Source organism: Clostridium sp. L2-50 (genome assembly GCF_000154245.1).
Classification (GTDB): Bacteria; Bacillota; Clostridia; order Lachnospirales; family Lachnospiraceae; genus Coprococcus.
The window spans coordinates 35,175-56,097 of record NZ_DS480323.1 but is presented as its reverse complement, the minus strand read 5'-3'; the positions used below and the strand labels follow the sequence as shown (position 1 = coordinate 56,097).

The 20,923-nt window shown below is 43.3% G+C and carries 21 protein-coding genes; 2 read left to right on the top strand and 19 right to left on the bottom strand.

The features are described 5' to 3' along the window. Positions 1 to 290: 290 nt before the first annotated feature. The 10 genes from rlmD to eno all read right to left on the bottom strand — a co-directional run bounded on the left by rlmD (position 291) and on the right by eno (position 11,988). Entirely contained in the window at positions 291 to 1,682 is a 1,392-nt protein-coding gene (gene rlmD / locus CLOL250_RS09075; RefSeq protein ID WP_008402085.1) for a 23S rRNA (uracil(1939)-C(5))-methyltransferase RlmD, read from the bottom strand. A 30-nt stretch (positions 1,683 to 1,712) separates the two neighbouring features. After that, positions 1,713 to 2,246 (bottom strand): metallophosphoesterase family protein, encoded by a 534-nt coding sequence (locus CLOL250_RS09070; RefSeq protein WP_008402084.1) that lies wholly within the window; start codon positions 2,244 to 2,246, stop codon positions 1,713 to 1,715. Continuing rightward, positions 2,227 to 2,826, bottom strand: coding sequence for an XTP/dITP diphosphatase (locus tag CLOL250_RS09065; RefSeq protein ID WP_008402082.1), 600 nt, complete (start codon positions 2,824 to 2,826; stop codon positions 2,227 to 2,229). Before CLOL250_RS09065 ends, CLOL250_RS09070 begins: the two co-directional genes overlap by 20 nt. Before the next feature lie 265 nt (positions 2,827 to 3,091). Further along, entirely contained in the window at positions 3,092 to 4,792 is a 1,701-nt protein-coding gene (locus CLOL250_RS09060; RefSeq protein ID WP_147554322.1) for a lectin like domain-containing protein, read from the bottom strand. A 7-nt stretch (positions 4,793 to 4,799) separates the two neighbouring features. Next, the gene (locus CLOL250_RS09055) at positions 4,800 to 5,945 is read right to left on the bottom strand and encodes a THUMP domain-containing class I SAM-dependent RNA methyltransferase (protein WP_008402079.1); all 1,146 of its coding nucleotides are present in this window, start codon (positions 5,943 to 5,945) and stop codon (positions 4,800 to 4,802) included. Between the two features lie 85 nt (positions 5,946 to 6,030). Continuing rightward, a complete protein-coding gene (locus CLOL250_RS09050; protein ID WP_008402077.1) occupies positions 6,031 to 7,602 on the bottom strand; it encodes a hypothetical protein in 1,572 nt (523 codons plus the stop codon). A gap of 236 nt (positions 7,603 to 7,838) precedes the next feature. After that, the gene (locus CLOL250_RS09045; RefSeq protein WP_008402076.1) at positions 7,839 to 8,147 is read right to left on the bottom strand and encodes a rhodanese-like domain-containing protein; all 309 of its coding nucleotides are present in this window, start codon (positions 8,145 to 8,147) and stop codon (positions 7,839 to 7,841) included. Between the two features lie 105 nt (positions 8,148 to 8,252). Next, positions 8,253 to 9,494 carry a PrsW family glutamic-type intramembrane protease gene (locus CLOL250_RS09040; protein WP_008402075.1) on the bottom strand — a complete coding sequence of 414 codons (1,242 nt, stop codon included), beginning with the start codon at positions 9,492 to 9,494 and terminating at the stop codon, positions 8,253 to 8,255. A gap of 19 nt (positions 9,495 to 9,513) precedes the next feature. Next, positions 9,514 to 10,344: a hypothetical protein gene (locus CLOL250_RS09035; protein ID WP_008402074.1), complete on the bottom strand. Its 831-nt coding sequence runs from the start codon at positions 10,342 to 10,344 to the stop codon at positions 9,514 to 9,516. A gap of 348 nt (positions 10,345 to 10,692) precedes the next feature. After that, complete coding sequence (eno, locus tag CLOL250_RS09030; protein ID WP_044945806.1) at positions 10,693 to 11,988, bottom strand: phosphopyruvate hydratase; 1,296 nt, start codon at positions 11,986 to 11,988, stop codon at positions 10,693 to 10,695. 439 nt (positions 11,989 to 12,427) lie between these two features. Between eno and CLOL250_RS09025 the strand changes: the two genes are divergently transcribed. Both CLOL250_RS09025 and CLOL250_RS09020 read left to right on the top strand, forming a co-directional pair. After that, entirely contained in the window at positions 12,428 to 12,979 is a 552-nt protein-coding gene (locus CLOL250_RS09025) for a DUF3793 family protein (RefSeq protein ID WP_008402072.1), read from the top strand. 147 nt (positions 12,980 to 13,126) lie between these two features. Beyond that, positions 13,127 to 13,549 (top strand): flavodoxin, encoded by a 423-nt coding sequence (locus CLOL250_RS09020; RefSeq protein ID WP_044945779.1) that lies wholly within the window; start codon positions 13,127 to 13,129, stop codon positions 13,547 to 13,549. Between the two features lie 149 nt (positions 13,550 to 13,698). Here CLOL250_RS09020 and CLOL250_RS09015 read toward each other — a convergent pair whose 3' ends face one another. The 9 genes from CLOL250_RS09015 to CLOL250_RS08975 all read right to left on the bottom strand — a co-directional run bounded on the left by CLOL250_RS09015 (position 13,699) and on the right by CLOL250_RS08975 (position 20,742). Beyond that, positions 13,699 to 15,474, bottom strand: coding sequence for an oleate hydratase (locus CLOL250_RS09015; RefSeq protein ID WP_044945777.1), 1,776 nt, complete (start codon positions 15,472 to 15,474; stop codon positions 13,699 to 13,701). Between the two features lie 222 nt (positions 15,475 to 15,696). Then, on the bottom strand, positions 15,697 to 16,278 hold the full coding sequence (locus tag CLOL250_RS09010; protein ID WP_044945775.1) for a TetR-like C-terminal domain-containing protein: 582 nt from the start codon (positions 16,276 to 16,278) through the stop codon (positions 15,697 to 15,699). 80 nt (positions 16,279 to 16,358) lie between these two features. Further along, positions 16,359 to 16,607: a hypothetical protein gene (locus CLOL250_RS09005; protein ID WP_008402066.1), complete on the bottom strand. Its 249-nt coding sequence runs from the start codon at positions 16,605 to 16,607 to the stop codon at positions 16,359 to 16,361. 171 nt (positions 16,608 to 16,778) lie between these two features. Further along, positions 16,779 to 17,279 carry a DNA-deoxyinosine glycosylase gene (locus CLOL250_RS09000; RefSeq protein WP_008402065.1) on the bottom strand — a complete coding sequence of 167 codons (501 nt, stop codon included), beginning with the start codon at positions 17,277 to 17,279 and terminating at the stop codon, positions 16,779 to 16,781. Positions 17,280 to 17,586: 307 nt separating this feature from the next. Beyond that, positions 17,587 to 18,231 (bottom strand): methylated-DNA--[protein]-cysteine S-methyltransferase, encoded by a 645-nt coding sequence (locus CLOL250_RS08995; protein ID WP_008402063.1) that lies wholly within the window; start codon positions 18,229 to 18,231, stop codon positions 17,587 to 17,589. Then, positions 18,232 to 18,804 (bottom strand): cytidylate kinase-like family protein, encoded by a 573-nt coding sequence (locus tag CLOL250_RS08990; protein WP_008402062.1) that lies wholly within the window; start codon positions 18,802 to 18,804, stop codon positions 18,232 to 18,234. Between the two features lie 38 nt (positions 18,805 to 18,842). Then, positions 18,843 to 19,526 (bottom strand): FadR/GntR family transcriptional regulator, encoded by a 684-nt coding sequence (locus tag CLOL250_RS08985; RefSeq protein ID WP_008402061.1) that lies wholly within the window; start codon positions 19,524 to 19,526, stop codon positions 18,843 to 18,845. A 159-nt stretch (positions 19,527 to 19,685) separates the two neighbouring features. Further along, a complete protein-coding gene (locus tag CLOL250_RS08980; protein WP_008402059.1) occupies positions 19,686 to 20,378 on the bottom strand; it encodes an LrgB family protein in 693 nt (230 codons plus the stop codon). Continuing rightward, positions 20,371 to 20,742 (bottom strand): CidA/LrgA family protein, encoded by a 372-nt coding sequence (locus CLOL250_RS08975; protein ID WP_008402058.1) that lies wholly within the window; start codon positions 20,740 to 20,742, stop codon positions 20,371 to 20,373. The genes CLOL250_RS08980 and CLOL250_RS08975 overlap by 8 nt, the downstream gene beginning before the upstream one ends. Positions 20,743 to 20,923 lie beyond the last annotated feature (181 nt).

Below are 20,923 nucleotides of genomic sequence, written 5' to 3'. Positions count from 1 at the left end.
AATTTGTTGTCGGCTATTTTCACTTTTCAAAAACCACTCCAAAATCCCTGACATCTAATCCACTCACTCAATTTGCGTTATCTAATCCGAGGTCACAACCTGACACACATTTTGCAGTAGATATGTTTCCATATAAGAAAACCGAGTCTTTTCAGAGGTTGGGCTTCCAATCCCAACTTCCGAAAAAGCCCGGAAATACGCCACTTTCTGGCTGTTATTTATCTTTTCGTGACAAGGTTCAAGGAAGTTCTGCTCTCGCTCCGCTCGCCAGAACAACTGCGTTTCTAAGTTCAGACTGCGTGCGTTGCACTTGTCTTCTCTAAGAGAACGCAAGTTTCCACATGCCCGGTATTCACAAACTGATCCACTGCACATGCCTTTTTCACATAATATCCATGCTCCTGCAAGGTCACAAGATCTCTTGCGAGGGAGGTTGGCTTGCAGCTGATATAGACGATCTCATCTACACCGTAGTTGATGATCTTAAGGAGCGCCTTTGGATTGATGCCATCTCTCGGTGGATCGAGGATGATGAGATCCGGTTTTTCCTCGATGGTGTCGATGACCTTTAAGACATCGCCTGCGATGAATTCGCAGTTATCAAGTCCATTGCTCTTTGCATTTTCTCTTGCAGCTTCGACTGCTTCTTCCACGATCTCTACGCCGATAACCTTGGAGGCAACCGGTGATAACATCTGGGCGATCGTTCCGGTTCCGCTGTATAAGTCGAAGATCAGCTTGTCCTTGGTATCTCCGGCATATTCACGGGCTTTGCTGTACAGTCGTTCCGCGCTCTTTGTATTTGTCTGGAAAAATGAGAACGGCGAGATCTGGAAATGCAGTCCCAGCACCTCTTCCTCGATATAATCTCTTCCGTATAACAGCGTTACCTTCTCCGGCACAACAGCATCCGCCAGAGAATCATTTGCCGTATGGAGAATACCAATGATCGTTCCGTCAAGCGGAAGTGCCAGAAGCCCTTCTACATATGCATTCAGATCCAGATTCTCTAATCCGTCCGTGCTGGTTACAAGATTTACCAGAAGTCCGCCATTTGTCTTGGACTGGCGAAGCACCAGATGACGAAGCAGTCCTACATGCTGCATTTTCTTATGATAAGACAGTCCATGCGCCCTTGCGAATTCCATCGTATAAGAAACGATCCTGTTATAATCTTCGCTTACGATCACGCAGTTGCAGACAGGAACGATATCGTACATGCTGTTCTTCTTATGAAGTCCTAGTACCAGCGGACCATCCTTATATTCGTCGCCAAATGAATACTCCATCTTATTCCGGTATGCAGTTGTAACAGGCGAGCCGATGATGCCCTCCCAATCATATGGATGTGCCTCCAAATCGATCACACCGTCTAACAGCTTCTTCACCTGTCCTGCCTTTAATTCCAACTGATGCTCATAGCTCATGGTCTGGTATGCACAGCCGCCGCAAATGCCAAACTGTGGACATGGTGGTACTGCATCTTCGATCTCGGAGCGTTCCAGCACATCCAACAGACGTGCTTCTGCCTTATCCTTCCGCACCTTGGATACCATACAGGACACCTTTTGTCCGGGCAGTGCTCCCTTCACGATCACTTTTTTGCCATCCAGTTCAAAGCTTCCCTTATTTGGGAAATCATAGTCTTTTATAACACCTTCTATAATCTCTCGTTTCTTCACAGCCGACCTCTTTCTTGTCTCTAATAATCTCTACTCTTCCCGGTCGCCCCACATATCTTCAAATATGCTGCGCATCCGACGTTTCGGTTTCAGTTCATTTTCTGCAAAAAATGGTGTTCCATGCTGATCAAATTCCAGCAGCATGTATTTGCCATTCATGCCATCACGCGGATATGCCAGACTGCCCGGATTTACGATATAAGCACCGCCATATCGTTCCAGATTCTGGACATGCGTGTGTCCATACATCACAATATCGTAACCATCATATTTGATCAACTCCTGTAAGCGGTCCGTTCCATAATGGACACTGTACCGGTGTCCGTGCGTGATAAATACCTTATACCGGCCGATCATGAATTCCTCCTGCATCGGAAGATCGGAATCCCAGTCGTTATTCCCGGCAACCATGTGTATCGGACAGGTTACGTTATCATAAATATATTCTTCATCTCCGCAGACATCTCCCAGATGGATAAACATATCGATGTCACCCACCGTATCTAAGACATCCCGAATCGTATTGGTTCTTCCATGTGTATCACTAATTATCAGTATTCTCATTTATAACTTCCTTTATCAAGCGAAGTGCGTTTCCTCTGTGGCTGATCGTATTCTTTTCTTCCGGTGACAACTCTGCTGTGGACTTACCATACTTCGGCAGGAAGAAGATAGGATCATATCCAAATCCATTCTCGCCGCGTTCTTCATATCCAATGATTCCTTCGATCGTGCCACGTCTGGTAATGGTCTTTCCATCCGGGAATGCAGCCGCGATCGCACATACGAATCTTGCAGTACGCTTCTCATCCGGAACACCGGCAAGCTTGTCAATGATCGCTTTATTCTTGATCCGGTATGAGGTGTCTTCCCCCATAAATCTTGCAGAGTAGATTCCAGGTGCTTTATCGAGATAGTCTACCTCCAGACCGGAATCGTCCGCAAGCACCAGACAATTTGTCATCTTACGGATTGCCTCTGCCTTGATAATGGCATTTTCTTCAAATGTTTTTCCATCTTCTACGATGTCAGCCTGAATTCCGGCCTCCTTCATCGACAGGATCTCATATCCACAATCCGCAAGGATCATGCGGATTTCTTTCATCTTATTCTCATTACCCGTAGCAAAAATCAATTTCTTCATCTTGTCTTCTCCTTTTCTTTCTGTACTCCACCTGCCATATCGAGTGTGGCATGGCAAAGATACATATTATTCCGCAAGACGCTTTCGCTCTATCCTCATGTAGCGGTACTAAGTTCGCTGCATATAGCCGCTCACTAAGGACCGACATGAGTAACTGAGACCTTAGCGAGGTTTGACCGAGGTTAGTTCGAAGTTACACAGCGTGGACAGGCTTGCTGCATAACAGTATCATTTGCCATGCCACGCCCGATATGGCAGCACTTTCTCAATCCCCCACATCCGTGAAGGCTTTCAAACAGACATTACAGTCATTCTCCTGCTCCGCACTCGACCACTTCGTGCCATACAGGCTGATATAGCCCTCGCCATCCGTGATATCGAAGTTCGCCGTTTTCTCATCATTATTATATTCGATTGCGATTGGCATCGTGGAATCCTGTGTGTTCACATGCACAACCACCGCAAATTTCCGATCATCCGGAAGCGGTACTGCCTCATTTAGATTGATCGTATAATAACCCTCGTACTGCATTTCACCGGATGCCACCTTTGTCCGCTGCTGCAAGTCGGATACATCGGTAAAATCCGTCACAACATACACATCATATGTCGTTTTCGGACCTGTCGCATAGAAAGAAACCGCCTTCAATGTCTCGTTCTTTCCAGCCGTATAGACATTTGCAAAATAAGCCTCCGGCTTGTCGTCAAATCCCATCGTTCCGACCTCGCCCATCAGATCTGACTGATAGATCTTGTCGTAGTTGTCACTATTTCCAAGCTTCGTATATACTACGCTGTTCATACCGATATTGGTATCATAATAAGAGATATAAAAAAATCCCTCGTCACCAAAATCCTGCCCCCAGCTATTCTTGCAGATAAATGCGCCGTCTCCCGCCGGTTCTGTATTAAAATATTCCTTCGGATAGTTGTCATCCCAGCCAACGATCACCACGTCATGATTCGGTGTCTGATCTCCATTATAATAATAGGAACTGCGGTTTCTGTTATAATAATAAGAACTACTCGTCGCATTCTTCATATCACAGTAAATAACCGTTTCCACGCCACCATATTTGTATACGGATGATTTGATCGCCTCGTAATTCTTGTCCTTCAGGATGATGGCTTCTTCCAGATGCTTTACCGCTGACAGCCCATTTACCGTCTGGTTATCTCCGTACGGATCATCCTCCTCAAGTACCGGTCCCTGCCATGCCGCAAGATAGGCTATACTCATATAATATTCGCCACCGTCAAATGGGCTGACATTAAAGCTGTTATTCATTGCCATATGATCAACAGAAAATACCAGATTTTCAGCCGGACGGATCGTACTTTCCAGTGCCGCAAGTGATGCAAATGCCCAGCAGGTTCCATAGATACCCTGATCTCTTACAAGAGATACACGATCATGTTCTCTCATATCATATGCTGCCGGAAGCTTTTCTTCCTCGGCAATCTTTTTTAACACCACGGCATTTGTCTCCAGATTGATATTACAACTGTAGTTTAATGCCTCGCAGATCTCATTCACCGGCACATAGATGATATCATCCTTTTTCTCTGGCTTGTCGATTGCCTGTATTGCATTTCCATTGATATTTACCACATCCGAATCACCATAGACCTTTACCAGACTGTCTCCTTTGGAAAATGTGATCGTCCCATTTTCATATGCATTCACATGGCAATCCAGTTTATCGGTAAATGTCGCGATAGGGAGCATCAGCTGCAAATGGTCACTGAAATACGGCTGATACTCCGCTTCTGTGATCCTGCTGTCATTTATATATAATATAATGCCCTTTCCATTTGCATTCGTCACAATCTCTTTCAACATAGTTTCTGCGGCAGCACCCGCTTCTTCCGTCTTCTCAATGCTTACATCCGGATGTCTCAGAAAACCCAGATACAGAAATACCCCCAGAATAACAACCGCTGCCACGATCAAATACTTTTTCAACTCTGTCTCACTTTCTCTTTGGCGGCTTCGGTCCCATGAACTGATAGAAATATGATTTGATCATACCATTGTAGATCTTACGATTCTTATCCGCCTTTCTTCCTATATATTTCTCCGCCTCACTGTATGACGTGATCAGGAACATCGACCAGTCATCCAGTCGTCTGAAGCTTTCCCCGATCGTCTTATATAATTCAGGAAGGTCCTCCCGATCCTCGAGGCGCTCGCCATATGGCGGATTCGTGATGATAAATCCATATTTTTTCGGATGCCTGAGATCCTTTACATCTCTCTGCTGAAAATGGATATGTTCATCCACTCCTGCTGCTCTGGCATTCTCCATCGCACACTTCACCATCTCATTATCCAGATCATATCCCTGAATATTCATCTTCACATCATGGTCGATCATATCATTTGCTTCATCGATTGCATTGTACCACATCTTCTTGTCGCCGACCTTCGCCCACTCAGAAGCCAGAAAGTCTCTGTCAATTCCCGGTGCAATCCTTGCTCCGATCATAGCTGCCTCGATCGGAAATGTTCCGCTTCCACAGAATGGGTCAACCAGTACACGATCCTTATTCCATGGTGTAAGCATGATCAGTGCCGACGCCAGAGTTTCCGATATCGGTGCTTTGCCAACCAGTTTCCTATAGCCACGCTTATGAAGGGATATTCCTGATGTATCAAGTCCTATCGTAACAATATCCTTAAATATAAATACACGAACCGGATATTCTGCTCCATCTTCCGTGAACCATGATACATGGTAGGTCTGTTTCAAACGTTCTACCATAGCTTTCTTCACGATGGACTGGATATCAGATGGGCTGAACAGTGCGCTCTTATTTGATGTAGCCTTGGATACCCAGAATTTTGCATCACGGGTCAGATACCGCTCCCATGGAATACTCTTGGTTCCTTCAAATAATTCATCAAATGTTACAGCCTTAAAGCTTCCGCACTTGATCATGATACGTTCAGCTGTACGAATAAACATATTTGCTCTTGCAACCGCATCTTCTTCTCCTGCAAATGTTATTCTTCCGTCTTCTACCTGAACGATCTCATATCCAAGATCCAGGATTTCTTTTTTCAATACTGACTCCAATCCAAAATGACATGGAGCGATCAATTCGATTCTGCTCATATGCTTCCTTTCAATCACAAGTGCCAGATTCAGACATTTCTGTCCAAATCCAGCACTATTATTTTCTGTCTGTTAATTTTCTTTCTTATTTTCTGCGCTTTCTTATAATAACCACGCATGCCATTCCAAACGAAATGAGCATACCTGCAACTGCTGCCTTCATTGCAAATGCATCACCGGTTTTTACACCGGTTTTCTTCTGATCATTTTTGCCTTTATCACCGGTTGCTTCTGTCTCATCCTCATGAAGAACCTCTGTTGTCTCATCCTCGGTATCCACATCTTCCGTTTCTTCCTCATCCGTCGCATCTTCTGTCGTGGTATCTTCACTGGAAGCTGTTTCTGTTGTAGTATTCTCCGTTGTAACACTTTCTGTAGTAGCACTCTCTGTTGTAGATGCTTCTGTTGTATTAGAAGCTGCCAGACCGACTGTTACCTTTGCGGACGGTGATGCATAATAGTTTGCGGACTCTTTATATCTTACAAAATAATCGCCTGCTGCAAGACCATTTACAACTGTTCCTGTTACAGCCGTCCATGTAGTCTGGTCTGTAGAATATTCCATTGTCGCTGCGGCATTCGCAACAGATCCGTCTTTCTTTCCTGTTGCACTTTCATTAACTGCTGTCAGCCCTGTCGGTGCTGCCTGTGGTGCTTTCTCGATCGTATAATTCTTTACGATCTCTCCGTGATAGGTCTTGCTCTTTGCTGTTATCTTAACACTTGCTGTTCCGACATTGATATTATCTGAAAATATACAGGTATAATCCGTTCCTGCTATCAGCTTCTTGCCGTCATATGCCACCGTCACTGTTGGTTCCTTTGCTGTTCCATCATACACATACGAAGTCGGATCGATGGATACGGATACTTTCGCATCTGTCAGTCTGCGGTAACGAAGCTCTACACTTCTCGCCTTTGTGCCTGTTTCATCTAATATCGTATTATAGGAATTCGGCTGTCCATCCAATGTGTATCCGGCCGGAAGAAATTCCTCAATACCGCCCACAGCTTCATCTAATGAAAGCAACCCATAATTGCTTAGTCCGCTTGGCGAATTTGTAATCTTATAAACAGATGTCTGATCCATCTGCAGCTTTTCAAGCCACCATTCTGTAAATGTTGCACCATCATGTTGCTGTTCTATATTACTGTTTACCAGTTTAAGGCCACCCTTTGCATACCATCCAAGCTGCGTAAGATCTGCTCTCACATTTTCAAATGTTAATGTATGTTCATTCCCTGTCGCTGCATTCCTGATATAGCCACTATATTCTCCATTTTCTATCACAAGAGAACCCATAATCTCAAAATGAACAGCCTTTAATTTCTTTTTATTCAGATCAATTGTAAGATTCTTATTTCCCGCATCAATATATGCTGATGTACTCTCACAATTATATAGAAGCTTCAGTATATCACCATTTCCGGCTGCCGCCGCTGCATCTTCCAGTTTAGAATAGGTTCCCTTTGCTGTTCCGCTTGCATCCTCTACCTCAATGCATTCTACCGGATCATTACAATCCACACAGGTTCCATCCTTCACCTGTGAATGTTCACATGCCGCCTGTGTCTCTGTCAGCCCATTTGCCCCTGCAAATGCTGCTACTGCAACAAGCCCTACCGCAACGATTGTTGCTAAAAATTTTTTTCTCATTTACCCTATATCCTTTCTTTTCTGAAATAAATACCCAGGGATATCTTATGCTATCCACCAAATTTCCCTGACCATATTATACATACTTCCCCCTGCCACCACAAGTAAATTAAATAAAAAATCCCGGACATGTACTTTTCTTAATATACTCCGTCATGTCCGGGATCTATTTATTCTGTTATTCTCATATTCAAACCACGTTTTCCTGTTTGCCATAATGGTTTGCCTCACCTCTGTCAGCGGTTTTTGGTCAATGCACCCTTATACTGTACAATTCCACCAACTGTATTGATCACTCTGTAACCTGCCTGTGTCAGTATTCTTGCCGCCAGTGCGCTACTGCCTCCGTACTGACAATATGTGAGTAATACTTTATGTTTTGGAAGATTATAATTGCCACACTGAATCTCGGATAATGGCACATTAACAGCCATCGGTATATGCCCTCTCAGGAATTCTTCTTCTGTTCGAACATCCACGATCACCCCGCCATAACGAACTGCCTCCTGCATGATATCGCGAACGGGTATATTGTGAAATCTCATGCTTTCACCCCCTGATAAGCAAGCGATTTAACTTCTTACGAGCAAATAATTTTTGTGCTCATTATAGCTTATGCGATTTCCGTTAAAACGTTCGGCATATTCGGTCTATCTCATATTATAGTTATCTTCCTGTTCATTATATGATGAATACATCTGTCCATTATATGAATTCACACTGTATGGTGTTGTTGAATTTGGTGTCTGATCTGCTGCTGTGTCTGATCTACGATATGGATTTACTCCGGCATTTTGCGGATATGATGTGTTTCCGATATATCCGGTATTCTTTGGGTTCACTGTATTACCCGTATAATACTGATTCGACACATATGCATTATTTCCGGTATAACCCTGATTCTGTGGATTCATCGCATTACCCATATAACTCTGGTTTTGTGGATATGAGGTATTTCCTGCATATCCGTTATTCTGTGGATTCACTGTATTACCCGTATAATACTGATTCGACACATATGCATTATTTCCGGGATAACCCTGATTCTGCGGGTATGCGGTATTTCCCGGATAACCCTGATTCTGCGGATAGCCCATCGGATTTGCCTGCTGAGTCTGATAATAATAGCTTCTGCCCGGCCTGCGGTATTCGGTTCGATAGAATCCATAATCAGCTGTCTCAGGTCTGCCGTCAATTCTGTGATCATGATTGGAACATACCAGAATCAACACAACAGATATAATATATGCCCCTATCAGAATGACATAAATCCATCCTTCTGCAATTAAACCATAAGAAGCCGCCATGATCGCGTAATCATATGCCCCATGAATACATACCGGCACAAGATACGCCCATGCCATGTAACCGATCATTCCGCCTCTGTCACCGGCATATGCTTCTTCTCTCGCCTTTGCATATAATGCTCCCATCACAACACCGACCGTACAATGAAGGGGAATCGCTGTAAACGCCCTCATAATTCCGGTCAGTAGTCCACCCTGATATACATATAACACATTTTCCAGAATTGCAAATCCCAATGAAGAGCATACGGCATAAATCACGCCATCATAGCTATGCTGCATCTCCTTACTTTTCCATGTGATACATATCGTAACCAGATATTTACCTAATTCCTCGGCTACAGCTATAACAAAGAAACAGAAGATAAGCAGACGAAGTCCCAAATCATCTGAATCACCCATGACAAATGCCTGACCTATAAACTCTACGATAGCTGCCGGAACAGTAGTTGCTGCACCGGTCGCCAAAAGTAGAATCATCAACTTAACCGGCGGTTTCTCTTTGCGATCCCTGTAATATATAAATCCAAGCAACAATAATGCCGGAAGTGCCGCTACGATAAAAAGCACTCGTATATTATTCATCTTATTCTCCCCATTTATCTTACTTTGTCTCTATATCATCTATAACCTCTTTGATCGACTCCAGCTTATCCGTATCATAGCCTTCTGTTGCTGCCGAACTGTCATAGACTTGTGCAAAGTCAGCATTATACTCATCTTCGCTGACATCTTCTCCGTTCCAGTCATATGTGTAAATCGGCATCCCATTCTTATCAAATCTCAGCCCGGTTCCATCCTTCGCTCCATAATGCCCCTGTGCAACCAAGGTCAACTCTCCATCAACAATACTGTAAATATAGTCATAATAGGAATCCATCAGCCCATCCGAATTGCAAAGGAGATTCTTTCCTTCTATGTAAGTAAAGTACAAACGGTTCAATCCGTTTACATGAACGGAGCCATTTGAATAGTTTACAATACGGACACCGGATGCCTCCGACTTTCCTACTTCTACCAGCTCCGGTATATCATCATTGTCCAGGTAAATCAGCGTATACCCTTGCTGTCCCTCTGTATCTGACACATGTTCCAGATAATCAACATATGCAGTCTTCCAGTCATCACTTTTCTTTGATACCGAAGTTTCACCTTCTCCATCCAGCTCTGCCTCATCTGATTCTTCTTCAGATACAGTCTCGGTCTGTGTTTTATCGGAAGCAGGTCTGTCCGGTACTGCTTCTAATCTCTGTTTTCCAAATTCCGTCTTCTCTGTCGTTACTTCCTGTTCTTCTGTGGTCACATCTTCCGTGACATGCGCCGCTTCTGTCGTTCCATTGTTCATAGCTCCTGCTGACTCCTTCTCAGATGAGCAGCCGGTAAGCAATGTACCAAAAAGTACCCCGAAGAACAGTAAAAATTCAATTTTTTTCATCTATAATACAGCCTTTCCAACCGGCAGTTTTCTTCCACTATTCCAGTCTGTAAATTCTCGGTAATATATGTTTTACACTGATAAAAATTATACCATTCAAACAGCAAACACGCTATACGCTAATTCCTTTTTTCTTCTAAATCGAGATTTATTTTTTACCGGAATTTATCTGCTATTTTCAACATTTCGCCTAATAAAGAGTCACAAGTGACTCTTTCGCACCTGCGCGGAAACGCGAAGCAATTAACTACTTCTCCACAAAGTGCGATAAAAAATATAGGAGACGCAAAACTTACGTCTCCCATACCATTTATTCATATTTTTTTTGAGGAAAATATATGACAATAATTATTTTACATTGAAGGCTTTCATACCCGGATATACGGCTGAAGCACCAAGCTCTTCTTCGATTCTTAAGAGCTGGTTGTACTTAGCTACACGCTCAGATCTGGATGGTGCACCGGTCTTGATCTGGCAGGTATTTAAAGCAACTGCAAGATCTGCGATCGTTGTATCTGCTGTCTCGCCTGATCTGTGAGATGAGATAGCTGTGTATCCGGCCTTGTGAGCCATCTTGATCGCTTCCAATGTCTCTGATACAGAACCGATCTGGTTTAATTTGATCAGGATACTGTTACCACAGCCAAGCTCGATACCCTTTGCAAGTCTCTCTGTATTTGTAACGAAAAGGTCGTCACCAACTAACTGTACTTTGTCGCCAAGTTCTGCTGTAAGCTTCTTCCAGCCTTCCCAGTCTTCTTCATCCAGACCATCTTCGATGGAGATGATCGGGTACTTCTCAACCAGTCTCTTCCAGTGAGCGATCAGCTCTTCTGATGTATATACTGTACCGGCCTTTGGCAGCTTGTACTCGCCAACCTTGCCTGTCTTCCACTCGGATGAAGCTGCATCCATAGCAATCTTGAAGTCCTTACCCGGTTCATATCCGGCTTTCTTTACTGCCTCGAGAATTGTCTCGATTGCTTCTTCATCAGATGCAAGTGCAGGTGCAAATCCACCTTCATCACCAACTGATGTAGCAAGTCCTCTTTCCTTTAAGATAGCCTGAAGTGCATGGAATACCTCTGCACACCATCTGAGACACTCTTTGAATGAAGGAGCACCAACCGGCATGATCATGAACTCCTGAACATCCAGACCGGATGATAATGCATGACATCCACCATTGATAATGTTCATCATAGGAACCGGAAGTCTGTTTCCGCTTACACCGCCTAAGAAACGATATAAAGGTACATCCAGTGAAATAGCTGCTGCTCTTGCTGCTGCGATTGATACAGCAAGGATTGCATTTGCACCCAGATTTGACTTGTCCTTTGTTCCGTCTGCCTTGATCATTGCCTGATCTACAGCATATGTATCAGATGCATCCATTCCAACTAATACGTCATTAATTTTTGTGTTGATATTTTCAACAGCTTTCTGAACGCCCTTACCGCCAAAACGATTCTTATCACCATCACGAAGCTCTAATGCTTCAAACTCACCTGTTGATGCACCACTTGGAGCAGCTCCACGTCCGACAGTACCATCTGCAAGAATAACTTCTGCTTCTACTGTAGGATTTCCTCTTGAGTCAATAATCTCTCGTCCAATTACTTTTTCGATTTCTAAATAATTCATCATGCTTTGATCCTTCTTTCTGGTGACAGCTTCTGTCCCGGATCCGTCATTGCATCCGGGTACATACCCTGTTTTCAGCAGTCAGGGATGCATACAGAATGGAGCCACACGATTTATTCACAAGATTTTTAGTTAGTTCCTGCTAACCATTTATAAAAATACCATGCAGAAGCCTTTTCCGTCAACAAAAAACGGTCGAATTTATTGAGAATTTCTATCACATTTTTCGCTTGATTTTTACAGAATCAGACCGTATAATGCACCCATGAGTTAGATGTGCCTAACCTGTAGATTGAATGATTTACAGAGTTACGGTGCATACTAAAATTTGATATGCAACGCTGCTTTGACGCGAGCGTACCAGCACTGCATATAGCTTTAGGATTTTTGAATATAGCAGAATATTTGTCGGAATCGATGCAAAAAGGAGTTTGTGATTATGTTTGAAGAATATTTGATCACACATTGTTCGCCTACATTGGCGTCCTTAAAACCTGCCAGCCTGTTTCTTTATCGTTTTTCTTCCGGAGAAGAATTATACGAAAGTGTGGCTGTCTGGGATGCACAATTTCAGAAAAAAGGGATCCGGATCACGATCCTGCGAGAAGATACCGAAACTGCTTTGATCTATGTCTACAGACCGGATGCTATGGTTCGTGAATTATCAAGACCGGAGATCATCTCTTTTCTTGTAAGCACAGGATATCAGGCAGGAACGATCGATCAAATGCTTGAACAGCTTCGTAGCCGTCTTCATGGTTCGGAAGAATTTCCGCATGAGATCGGTGTCTTCCTTGGTTATCCGTTAAATGATGTTCTCGGATTTATCAAAAACCACGGAAGTAACTGCAAAGGCATGGGCGACTGGAAGGTATACGGAGATCTGGGTGAGGCCCAGAAAACATTTGCCAAGTTTAAAAAATGCCGTGAGATCTATGCAAATCTCTGGCATCAGGGACGAACGATCTGGCAGTTGACGGTTGCCGCATAAGTATTTAGAAAATTGCATCCGCATAACAAAATAAGTATTTATGCAAACGACGTTCACATAACAAAAATGAATATAGGAGATTCCCGCAGGCATTTCCATACGGAGATCTCTAAATATAAAATACATGATTATAAGGAGGAACCTACTATGAGTAAGGTTGCAGTTGTATATTGGAGTGGCACAGGTAACACAGCATTAATGGCACAGGCTGTTGCAGAAGGTGCAAAGGCAAAAGGAGCAGAATGTGATCTTTTAACATCCGCAGAATTCACTGTAGATATGGTAGATAACTACGATGCGATTGCATTCGGATGCCCTGCTATGGGTGCCGAAGTCTTAGAAGAAAGCGAATTCGAGCCAATGTTCGCTGAATGTGAACCGGCATTAAACGGTAAGAAGATCGCCATCTTCGGTTCATATGGCTGGGGAAGCGGCGAATGGATGGATACATGGGAAGCTCAGTGTCAAGCTGACGGTGCTGTATTTGCAGCAGCTCCACTGATCTGCCATGAAACACCGGATGAAGCAGGTCTTGCTGATTGTACCGCACTTGGCGAAGCACTTGTTTAATAAATATACACATCTCTAAACGCAACCAAAACACAGGAATCTGCCATGTGGCAGTCCTTCCGCTTGTACATTATCGTACAATCCCAAAAATGCTCTGGCAAACCACACCTCTGCCAGAGCATTTGTTATATTTATTATTCTATTTTTCTCTATATCGCTCCATGCTCCCGGAGAAGTTTCTCGACATCGGTTCCTTCTACCGCCTTTAAAAGCTCCTTCATTGCGATCTTCTCTTTCAGTCCAAGCTTCATATCTGTGATCTTTCTGCCATCGCGTATTGCTACGGTCGCATTTAACAGATCCCGTACATCATAGACACTGCCCCAGACCTCCGGCACACCACGGTCAATATTCAACAGGGTATATACTGCCTCCATACCGGTACGGATCGAATACTCGGTCGTAAATATCGTATCTCTTGCTGTCTCTGCAAACTGTCCGAGGAATGCAAAATTTACTGCTCCCTCCGGTACAACATCCGGGCGGTCACCTTTCTCACGCGGCATGAAAAATGCTGTAATATACGGCATCATAACCGGCACTGTATTTGCGCTGTGCTCAGCAAGCTCCGGTATTTTCTCCTCCGGTACTCCGATATGGTAGAGCCACTCTTCGCAAATCTCCTTACCGGTGCATTCCCGCATGGTCTTCTTTACATAATCACCCGGTTTATTCGAAAATAATCCATATACCCATACAAGCACCTGTCCCTTTGGCTGATTACGGAACTGCGGCTGACGATTGATCGTCCATGAAAGCAGCCATTCGGAATCTCTCGCAGTCACGATACCACCTGTAACTACCTTGCCGGAGAGTGGATCTCTCTTGCAGATTTTCTTAATATATGGAAGGATCTTTTCATCTAGTGTCGTTACCGTTGCACTCATCCAGTTCGACTGTTCCGGATCATAGCAGAATTTGTCCGGATGTCCGAAGGATGGATCCTGTGCAGCGATCTTCCGCCACATATCCCATCCACCGCCTTCGCGGATCTCGGTCTTAAACTCAGCCGGTTTGTTCTGGCTTCCGTATGAAGAATTCTCCACGCAGCCGCCATTTGTGATAAATACCAGATCATTCTCGGTCAGGTCGATCGCATCTGCTTCACCGTCACGGATAATATCAATCTTCTTTGCCAGCTTTCTTCCTGCTTCGATCTCGAATTCCACATTTATAACCTTAGTATTATAATGGAACACCACACCGAATGATTCCAGATATTTTACCATCGGAAGAATCATGGACTCATACTGGTTATATTTGGTAAAACGAAGTGCCGTGAAATCCGGCAGTCCTCCGACATGATGGATAAAACGCTTAATATAGAGCTTCATCTCAAGTGCAGAATGCCAGTTCTCAAATGCAAACATCGTCCGCCAGTACATCCAGAAATTAGAATTAAGCACTTCTTCATCAAAATACTCATCGATCCGTTTATTATATAATTCTTCATCCGGGGTAAAGAACAGCTTCATGATCTCCATTGCACCCTTATCGGACAATCCAAACTTCTTATCGGTATGTGCATCCTGCCCCCGATTCTCAGTTGCCCGACACAAAGAATAGTTTGGATCTGCCTTATTCAGCCAGTAATACTCATCCAGTACACTGACACCCTCTGTCTCGATGGACGGAATCGAACGGAACAGATCCCACATACACTCAAAATGGTTATCCATCTCACGTCCGCCACGCATAACATAGCCGATATCGCTGTACTGATAACCATCACATGCACCGCCCGGAATCGGGTCTTTCTCCAGAATGTGCACATGCGAGCCTTTCATCTGTCCATCTCTTACCAGAAAACAGGCTGCCGCCAATGCACCAAGTCCCGAACCTATAATATATGCCGATTTCTGATCCACACCCGCCGGCTTCTTTGGTCTGGCAAATGCTTCATAATTTCCACTTGCGTAATACATACGAATTACCTCCAATCTATACAGCCTGCCTGCAAACAGACCGGTTATCTCAAAAACTGTCTTTATTATAAGATTCCCCGTTTTTGCCCTCAATAAACAAAAAAAGTACCGTGATAAAAATATATTCACGGTACTTGTTCTGTCTAAAATTTTATCATTTCCCCTGTTTTGATGGGATAACCGGTCTGAAAAATAAGACACATTGTTTTTTCAATGTATCTGTCAGCTCTCTGTTTTTTTGTGAAAGACATCCGTCCGAAATGCTTCCAGTGCTCTGGTAATATTATCATGCATCACCAGTCCCATCTTATCCACGACCACATGTGGATCCTGCTTCATGCCATTCTCAATCCATTCAAGCAACACACCGACAAAGGAGCATTTGTAAAAATCAGCAATGAACTTCTTATCTTCATCCCGCACCTGCATATTCTTCGCCTTATCTTCGATGACCTTGATCATCAGATCATACGTCAGACTGTACAGATATTTTTCTACCTGATCTCTGCTGATCGAATGATATGCATTCATCATAAATGTCTTATTCTCGCTCACCGCTTCAAAGATACGAAGGAAGCCTTCCTGCCAGGTATCATAGGTTTTATTCTCACCCAGTATCCTCGTTGCATCCTCCACACACACCCACTCTACCAGATCATAGATATCTTTAAAATGATAGTAAAATGTCATTCGGTTGATGCCGCAGTCTTCCGTGATATCCGTTATCGTTATCTTATCAAGCGGTTTCTTTGTAAGAAGCTTCTTCAGTGATGCTTCCAACGCACGTTTCGTTATCTGAGACATTTCCTTGTAACCTCCACGTCTATTGTTCATCAGAAAAAAAGTTATCCTTACTATACCACACCCACCAGAATTTTGTAAAATTAAAAATAAACTAATGGCATGAGAAAAAACAATCTACATAATTCAGGATGTGAGAAAAGCCCTGCAGAAGGAACTGTTTCATATTGAAGCTTCTCTGTAAACTTCTGTTGACTTTCTTCGGATCGATTACTCATAATTGTTGATTTAAGACCAAACAACATTTCTGTCGTAAAACCTGCCAGACGATTCAATTCTTTGGATACCATATACATAGCTGCAACCGGCTGTTCGATCACATTTTCATTCATTTTCTTTCTCTCTTTCGTTCATCATTACTTTTTATAATATAAGTTTATCAATTAGAAAAAACGCCCGCTATCATACACAGGTAAAATCATCTGATGAATCTGTAAAGTTGTGTATAATTAATGTAAAATACTGTTCTTTTTATATGTCAACATCACTATTGTAAAATACTTTTACAAATATTTACCAATCTCCAATTTCCATATTTCTTCCAGTCGTTCCAGCGAAAACGCTGCATTTGCCGGGCTTGTCGATGGCAGTTCGATCATTGGAAGAGCGATATGTTCTGCCTGATATTTTTTGTATAATCTGCCGGCAGTCTTACCATTTGTAAAAACTGCCCGGATCGGTGTATGTGCTACAATGCTTTTAATATCTGCAGGAACAACATTTCGGATACTGCTGTCACTGGAACCGATGATCTCACAAGCCCGGATCACATCATAGACCGCCACATGACCGGCAAGCAGCATCCGTTTTTTCTCTTCTATCGTCAAGGGTTCCGGTACACCAAGTACAGCTGCCACAACCTTCCAAAAACGGTTTCTCGGATGTCCGTAGTAGAAGCCCTGCTCTCTGGATTTCACCGATGGCAGACTGCCAAGAACCAGCACCTGTGATTCTTCATTATATACCGGAGCAAATTCATGCTCTACATACTGATATTCTGACATTTTTATTTCCTTTCAAATAAAGAATTGCCTACAAATCTTACACATTCAAACGGAATTACAAAATAATTAACTTCCACTCCGTAAAATATGCATCCCAAACAAAAAAACCAGAGACTATCGCCCCCGACAAGTCTCTGGTTATATATGTATCCCAAACCTCATTTAAATCCCCATGTTGGAATTACGGATATATTATATACTGCCTCCCCCTTGCCTGTACAGTAGTCTTGCAAAAATGACTTGTTTTCTGTTTCAAATAACCTTTGTATTTGAACGGTCATTTCCTGCATATAAATCATTTTTCACTTTATATGATTTCTCCATCTAAGATCTTTATTCCAAATCTCTCCATATCCACCCGTCCATCGACAACTGTAACTCCATCTGCCGTCAATCGATCTGCCTGTACATTCTTTCCGCCGAATGCAAATGCTCCGGATAATTCACCCTTTGCATTTACCACACGAAAGCAGGGAATGTGCTCCGGATCCGGATTCTTATGAAGCGCGTTTCCCACTGCACGCGCCATCTTCTTATCCCCGGCAAGCTCCGCGATCTGACCATAGGTTGCAACCTTTCCGGCAGGAATCTTTTTCACCGCCTCATAGATTCTCTTTGATGGACTGGTTGTCACCAGATCATAACTCTCTGCGATCATCCGTTTCACATCCTGATCCGGAATACTTCCATCCAGAATGATCGTATTCCAGTGCTCCTTATTCTGATGCCAGCCCGGTATCACCGCGTCAAATGCGCTCCGCCAGAAATCCCGCCATTCAGGATCGACCTTTACATTCAGATTAATATATCCGTCTCTCTCATATGTCCACAGGAATACCTTCTTGCTTCCTTTCACACGCACCAGTTGCCAGTTCGGATCATGAAACGGCGCCTGCTGATATGTATCAGGAAAAGACAGTCCATATGCCAGCGCTTCTTCTCTCGTTGTCATTTATCTTCCTCCAACATGCTTTACATAGTCTGCGATCAATTCCGCCGTCTTATCAACACCCAGTCGTACCGCGTCTATACACAGATCATAATTCTCTGCATAGCCCCATTCTTCTCCGGTATAATATCTGTGATAACCACGCCGTTTCTCATCTGTCTTTTCAACAAGCGCTATAGCCTTTCGCTCCGAGATCTTATGCTTTCCCGCGATATGATGCGCCCGCTGCTTCTTATCTCCGCACAGAAACACCCGGACAGCATCCTTATCATCCCGGTAGGCATAATTCGAAGCACGTCCTATAATGATAAAACTCTGTCCTCCAAACATTGCTGACAATGCCCGTTTCGGTGTATCATACTGATTCCTCGGACAGAAATCATCCGCAACCGAACTGATCATCGCATTTACCGGCTGCTCACCAAAATACATTGGATACTTTTCATAAATTTTCTTTTCTTTTGCAAGCGCGATCAGCTCTGGCTTCGTATAAAAGGGAATCCCTAACAGCTCCGATAATTTTTTCCCAACTTCATCTCCGGCACATCCACATTGTCTTCCAAGTGTTACGATCATACTCTCTTACCTCCTTCTTATATATTACCTCTACTCACCTACAATGCAAGCATCTGGCTGATCAGATGATAATGCCCATCTACCGCCGCTTTCATGGCTGCTTCATCACGTTCTAATACACTATTATAGATCTGCTTGTGATAATTAAGCAAGTTTGCCTTTTCTTTTGTATTCACACGGCGCAGCACCAGATCGATCCATTCCCGATAAACGATCATAACCGCCTCCATGATCATCGAAAATAGTTCATTCTCTGTTGCCCGGATCAGCAATTCATGAAATTCCTTATCCACGCTAACCAGTTCGGAACCATCCGCCTGCTCCATCCTTGCCAGATTATCCTCCAGAAGCACCTGACACTCAAATGGTATTCCTTTCTCGATCAGCATACTGCATACAGACTTTTCCATTGTACAACGGAACTCACAGACCTCGGATTTCGTGATACTGCCAAGTGCCAGCATCATCATAAGCATCTGACGGATCGACTCTCCGGCATTTTTTGATATATAATTTCCCGATCCCTGTACGCGTTCGATCATTCCCATGCCATGCAGGATACTGAGTGCCTCCCTGGTCGAATTTCTTCCGATTCCTAACGTTTCCGCTATCGTACGTTCGGTTGGAAGCTTGCTTCCGTTCTGCAAGGTTCCGTCCTGCATCAGGCTGTAAATATATTGAATTGCTTTTTCATATTCTGATGTAACATGTTGTTTTTCCATACTCGTCTCCCTGACTATCAATAAATTTCGTTATTTCTATATTTTGATATCTGCTACCAGCGGATACCCGCCTATGAGATTATCAACTAACTTCATTATTTCTATATCCGATCTGTAAATTCGAAATAAATCCTTGCATTTTATAAGCAGCATATATATTTACATAAAATGCGCAAATAACGACGAAAGCACAACCGTAAGAATACCGGAAACCGCAATCGCCAGACTGCTCATTGCACCTTCCACTTCACCGATCTCGATCGCCTTTGCCGTTCCGATCGCATGAGATGCAGATCCAAATGCCAGACCCTTTGATATCGGTTCGGTGATTCGAAAAATCTTGCACACTAATTCACCAAATATATTTCCAAGAACACCCGTTACGATAATAACCGCAACCGTAATCGTTACATATCCACCCAGTTCTTCTGAAACACCCATACCGATCGCAGTCGTGATAGACTTCGGAAGCATCGTTACATAATCCTCATGTGTAAGTCCCATGATCTTTGACAATACAAACACCGTACAAAGACTTGTCACCACACCGGCAACAAGACCTGCCATAACCGCCTTACAGTTATGCTTCAGCAGTTCCCACTGTTCATAGAGCGGGATCGCCAGACATACGGTTGCAGGGGTCAACAGCCAGCTTAAATATTGGGCGCCTTCATTATAAGTATCATAATCCACCTTGCTCACAACCAGTACCAGGATGGTAACTACAATCGAGATCAGCAACGGATTAAATATTCCCAGTTTGAATTTCTTCTTTAATATTGACCCGATCAAATATGAGATCAGGCTAAGTGTAACTCCCGCAAACAGGGAGTTTTCAAAAAAATCATGCATCCTCTTGTTCCTCTTTCTTCCTATCCTTTCTGATGATCCACTGTGACAGTCTGCCTGTCATCGCCATAACCGTAATGATCGTAACGACCGTGATCACACATACCGGAATCAGCACCGGCTTCAGCGTTCCCCAGCTAACCATCAGACCAACACCGGCAGGAATGAACATCAATGGCATGATCTCAATTAAAAATTTCCCTGTCTCTTTCACTGCCTCTAACTTGATCCATCCAGTCATCAGGCATACAAATAAAATCGCCATTCCATAAATACTGGCAGGAATCGGCAAAGGTAATACATATTTGAGCAGTTCCCCGATAAATGAAATTGCAAGAATGATTAAAAACTGTCTAATATACTTCATTCAAATATCCTCTCTACATTTTTTATCCTTTTTCGTTTGAACTATACTTTTTCATATAAAAGAAATTGGTAGCACCAATTCAGTGCTACCAATCATTATACTGCCATCTTATTATTTGTCAATTTATTATTTTACCAAATTGGCATCAATATATTCCCAGCATGTTTTCTTGCGGGCTGCA

What these genes read in the sequence shown, in the direction of transcription:
- CLOL250_RS09070 (WP_008402084.1), bottom strand. Translation starts at nt 2,246, where the DNA reads ATGAGAATACTGATAATTAGTGATACACATGGAAGAACCAATACGATT.
- CLOL250_RS09065 (WP_008402082.1), bottom strand. Translation starts at nt 2,826, where the DNA reads ATGAAGAAATTGATTTTTGCTACGGGTAATGAGAATAAGATGAAAGAA.
- CLOL250_RS09055 (WP_008402079.1), bottom strand. Translation starts at nt 5,945, where the DNA reads ATGAGCAGAATCGAATTGATCGCTCCATGTCATTTTGGATTGGAGTCA.
- CLOL250_RS09050 (WP_008402077.1), bottom strand. Translation starts at nt 7,602, where the DNA reads ATGAGAAAAAAATTTTTAGCAACAATCGTTGCGGTAGGGCTTGTTGCA.
- CLOL250_RS09045 (WP_008402076.1), bottom strand. Translation starts at nt 8,147, where the DNA reads ATGAGATTTCACAATATACCCGTTCGCGATATCATGCAGGAGGCAGTT.
- CLOL250_RS09040 (WP_008402075.1), bottom strand. Translation starts at nt 9,494, where the DNA reads ATGAATAATATACGAGTGCTTTTTATCGTAGCGGCACTTCCGGCATTA.
- CLOL250_RS09035 (WP_008402074.1), bottom strand. Translation starts at nt 10,344, where the DNA reads ATGAAAAAAATTGAATTTTTACTGTTCTTCGGGGTACTTTTTGGTACA.
- eno (WP_044945806.1), bottom strand. Translation starts at nt 11,988, where the DNA reads ATGAATTATTTAGAAATCGAAAAAGTAATTGGACGAGAGATTATTGAC.
- CLOL250_RS09025 (WP_008402072.1), top strand. Translation starts at nt 12,428, where the DNA reads ATGTTTGAAGAATATTTGATCACACATTGTTCGCCTACATTGGCGTCC.
- CLOL250_RS09020 (WP_044945779.1), top strand. Translation starts at nt 13,127, where the DNA reads ATGAGTAAGGTTGCAGTTGTATATTGGAGTGGCACAGGTAACACAGCA.
- CLOL250_RS09015 (WP_044945777.1), bottom strand. Translation starts at nt 15,474, where the DNA reads ATGTATTACGCAAGTGGAAATTATGAAGCATTTGCCAGACCAAAGAAG.
- CLOL250_RS09010 (WP_044945775.1), bottom strand. Translation starts at nt 16,278, where the DNA reads ATGTCTCAGATAACGAAACGTGCGTTGGAAGCATCACTGAAGAAGCTT.
- CLOL250_RS09005 (WP_008402066.1), bottom strand. Translation starts at nt 16,607, where the DNA reads ATGAATGAAAATGTGATCGAACAGCCGGTTGCAGCTATGTATATGGTA.
- CLOL250_RS09000 (WP_008402065.1), bottom strand. Translation starts at nt 17,279, where the DNA reads ATGTCAGAATATCAGTATGTAGAGCATGAATTTGCTCCGGTATATAAT.
- CLOL250_RS08995 (WP_008402063.1), bottom strand. Translation starts at nt 18,231, where the DNA reads ATGACAACGAGAGAAGAAGCGCTGGCATATGGACTGTCTTTTCCTGAT.
- CLOL250_RS08990 (WP_008402062.1), bottom strand. Translation starts at nt 18,804, where the DNA reads ATGATCGTAACACTTGGAAGACAATGTGGATGTGCCGGAGATGAAGTT.
- CLOL250_RS08985 (WP_008402061.1), bottom strand. Translation starts at nt 19,526, where the DNA reads ATGGAAAAACAACATGTTACATCAGAATATGAAAAAGCAATTCAATAT.
- CLOL250_RS08980 (WP_008402059.1), bottom strand. Translation starts at nt 20,378, where the DNA reads ATGCATGATTTTTTTGAAAACTCCCTGTTTGCGGGAGTTACACTTAGC.
- CLOL250_RS08975 (WP_008402058.1), bottom strand. Translation starts at nt 20,742, where the DNA reads ATGAAGTATATTAGACAGTTTTTAATCATTCTTGCAATTTCATTTATC.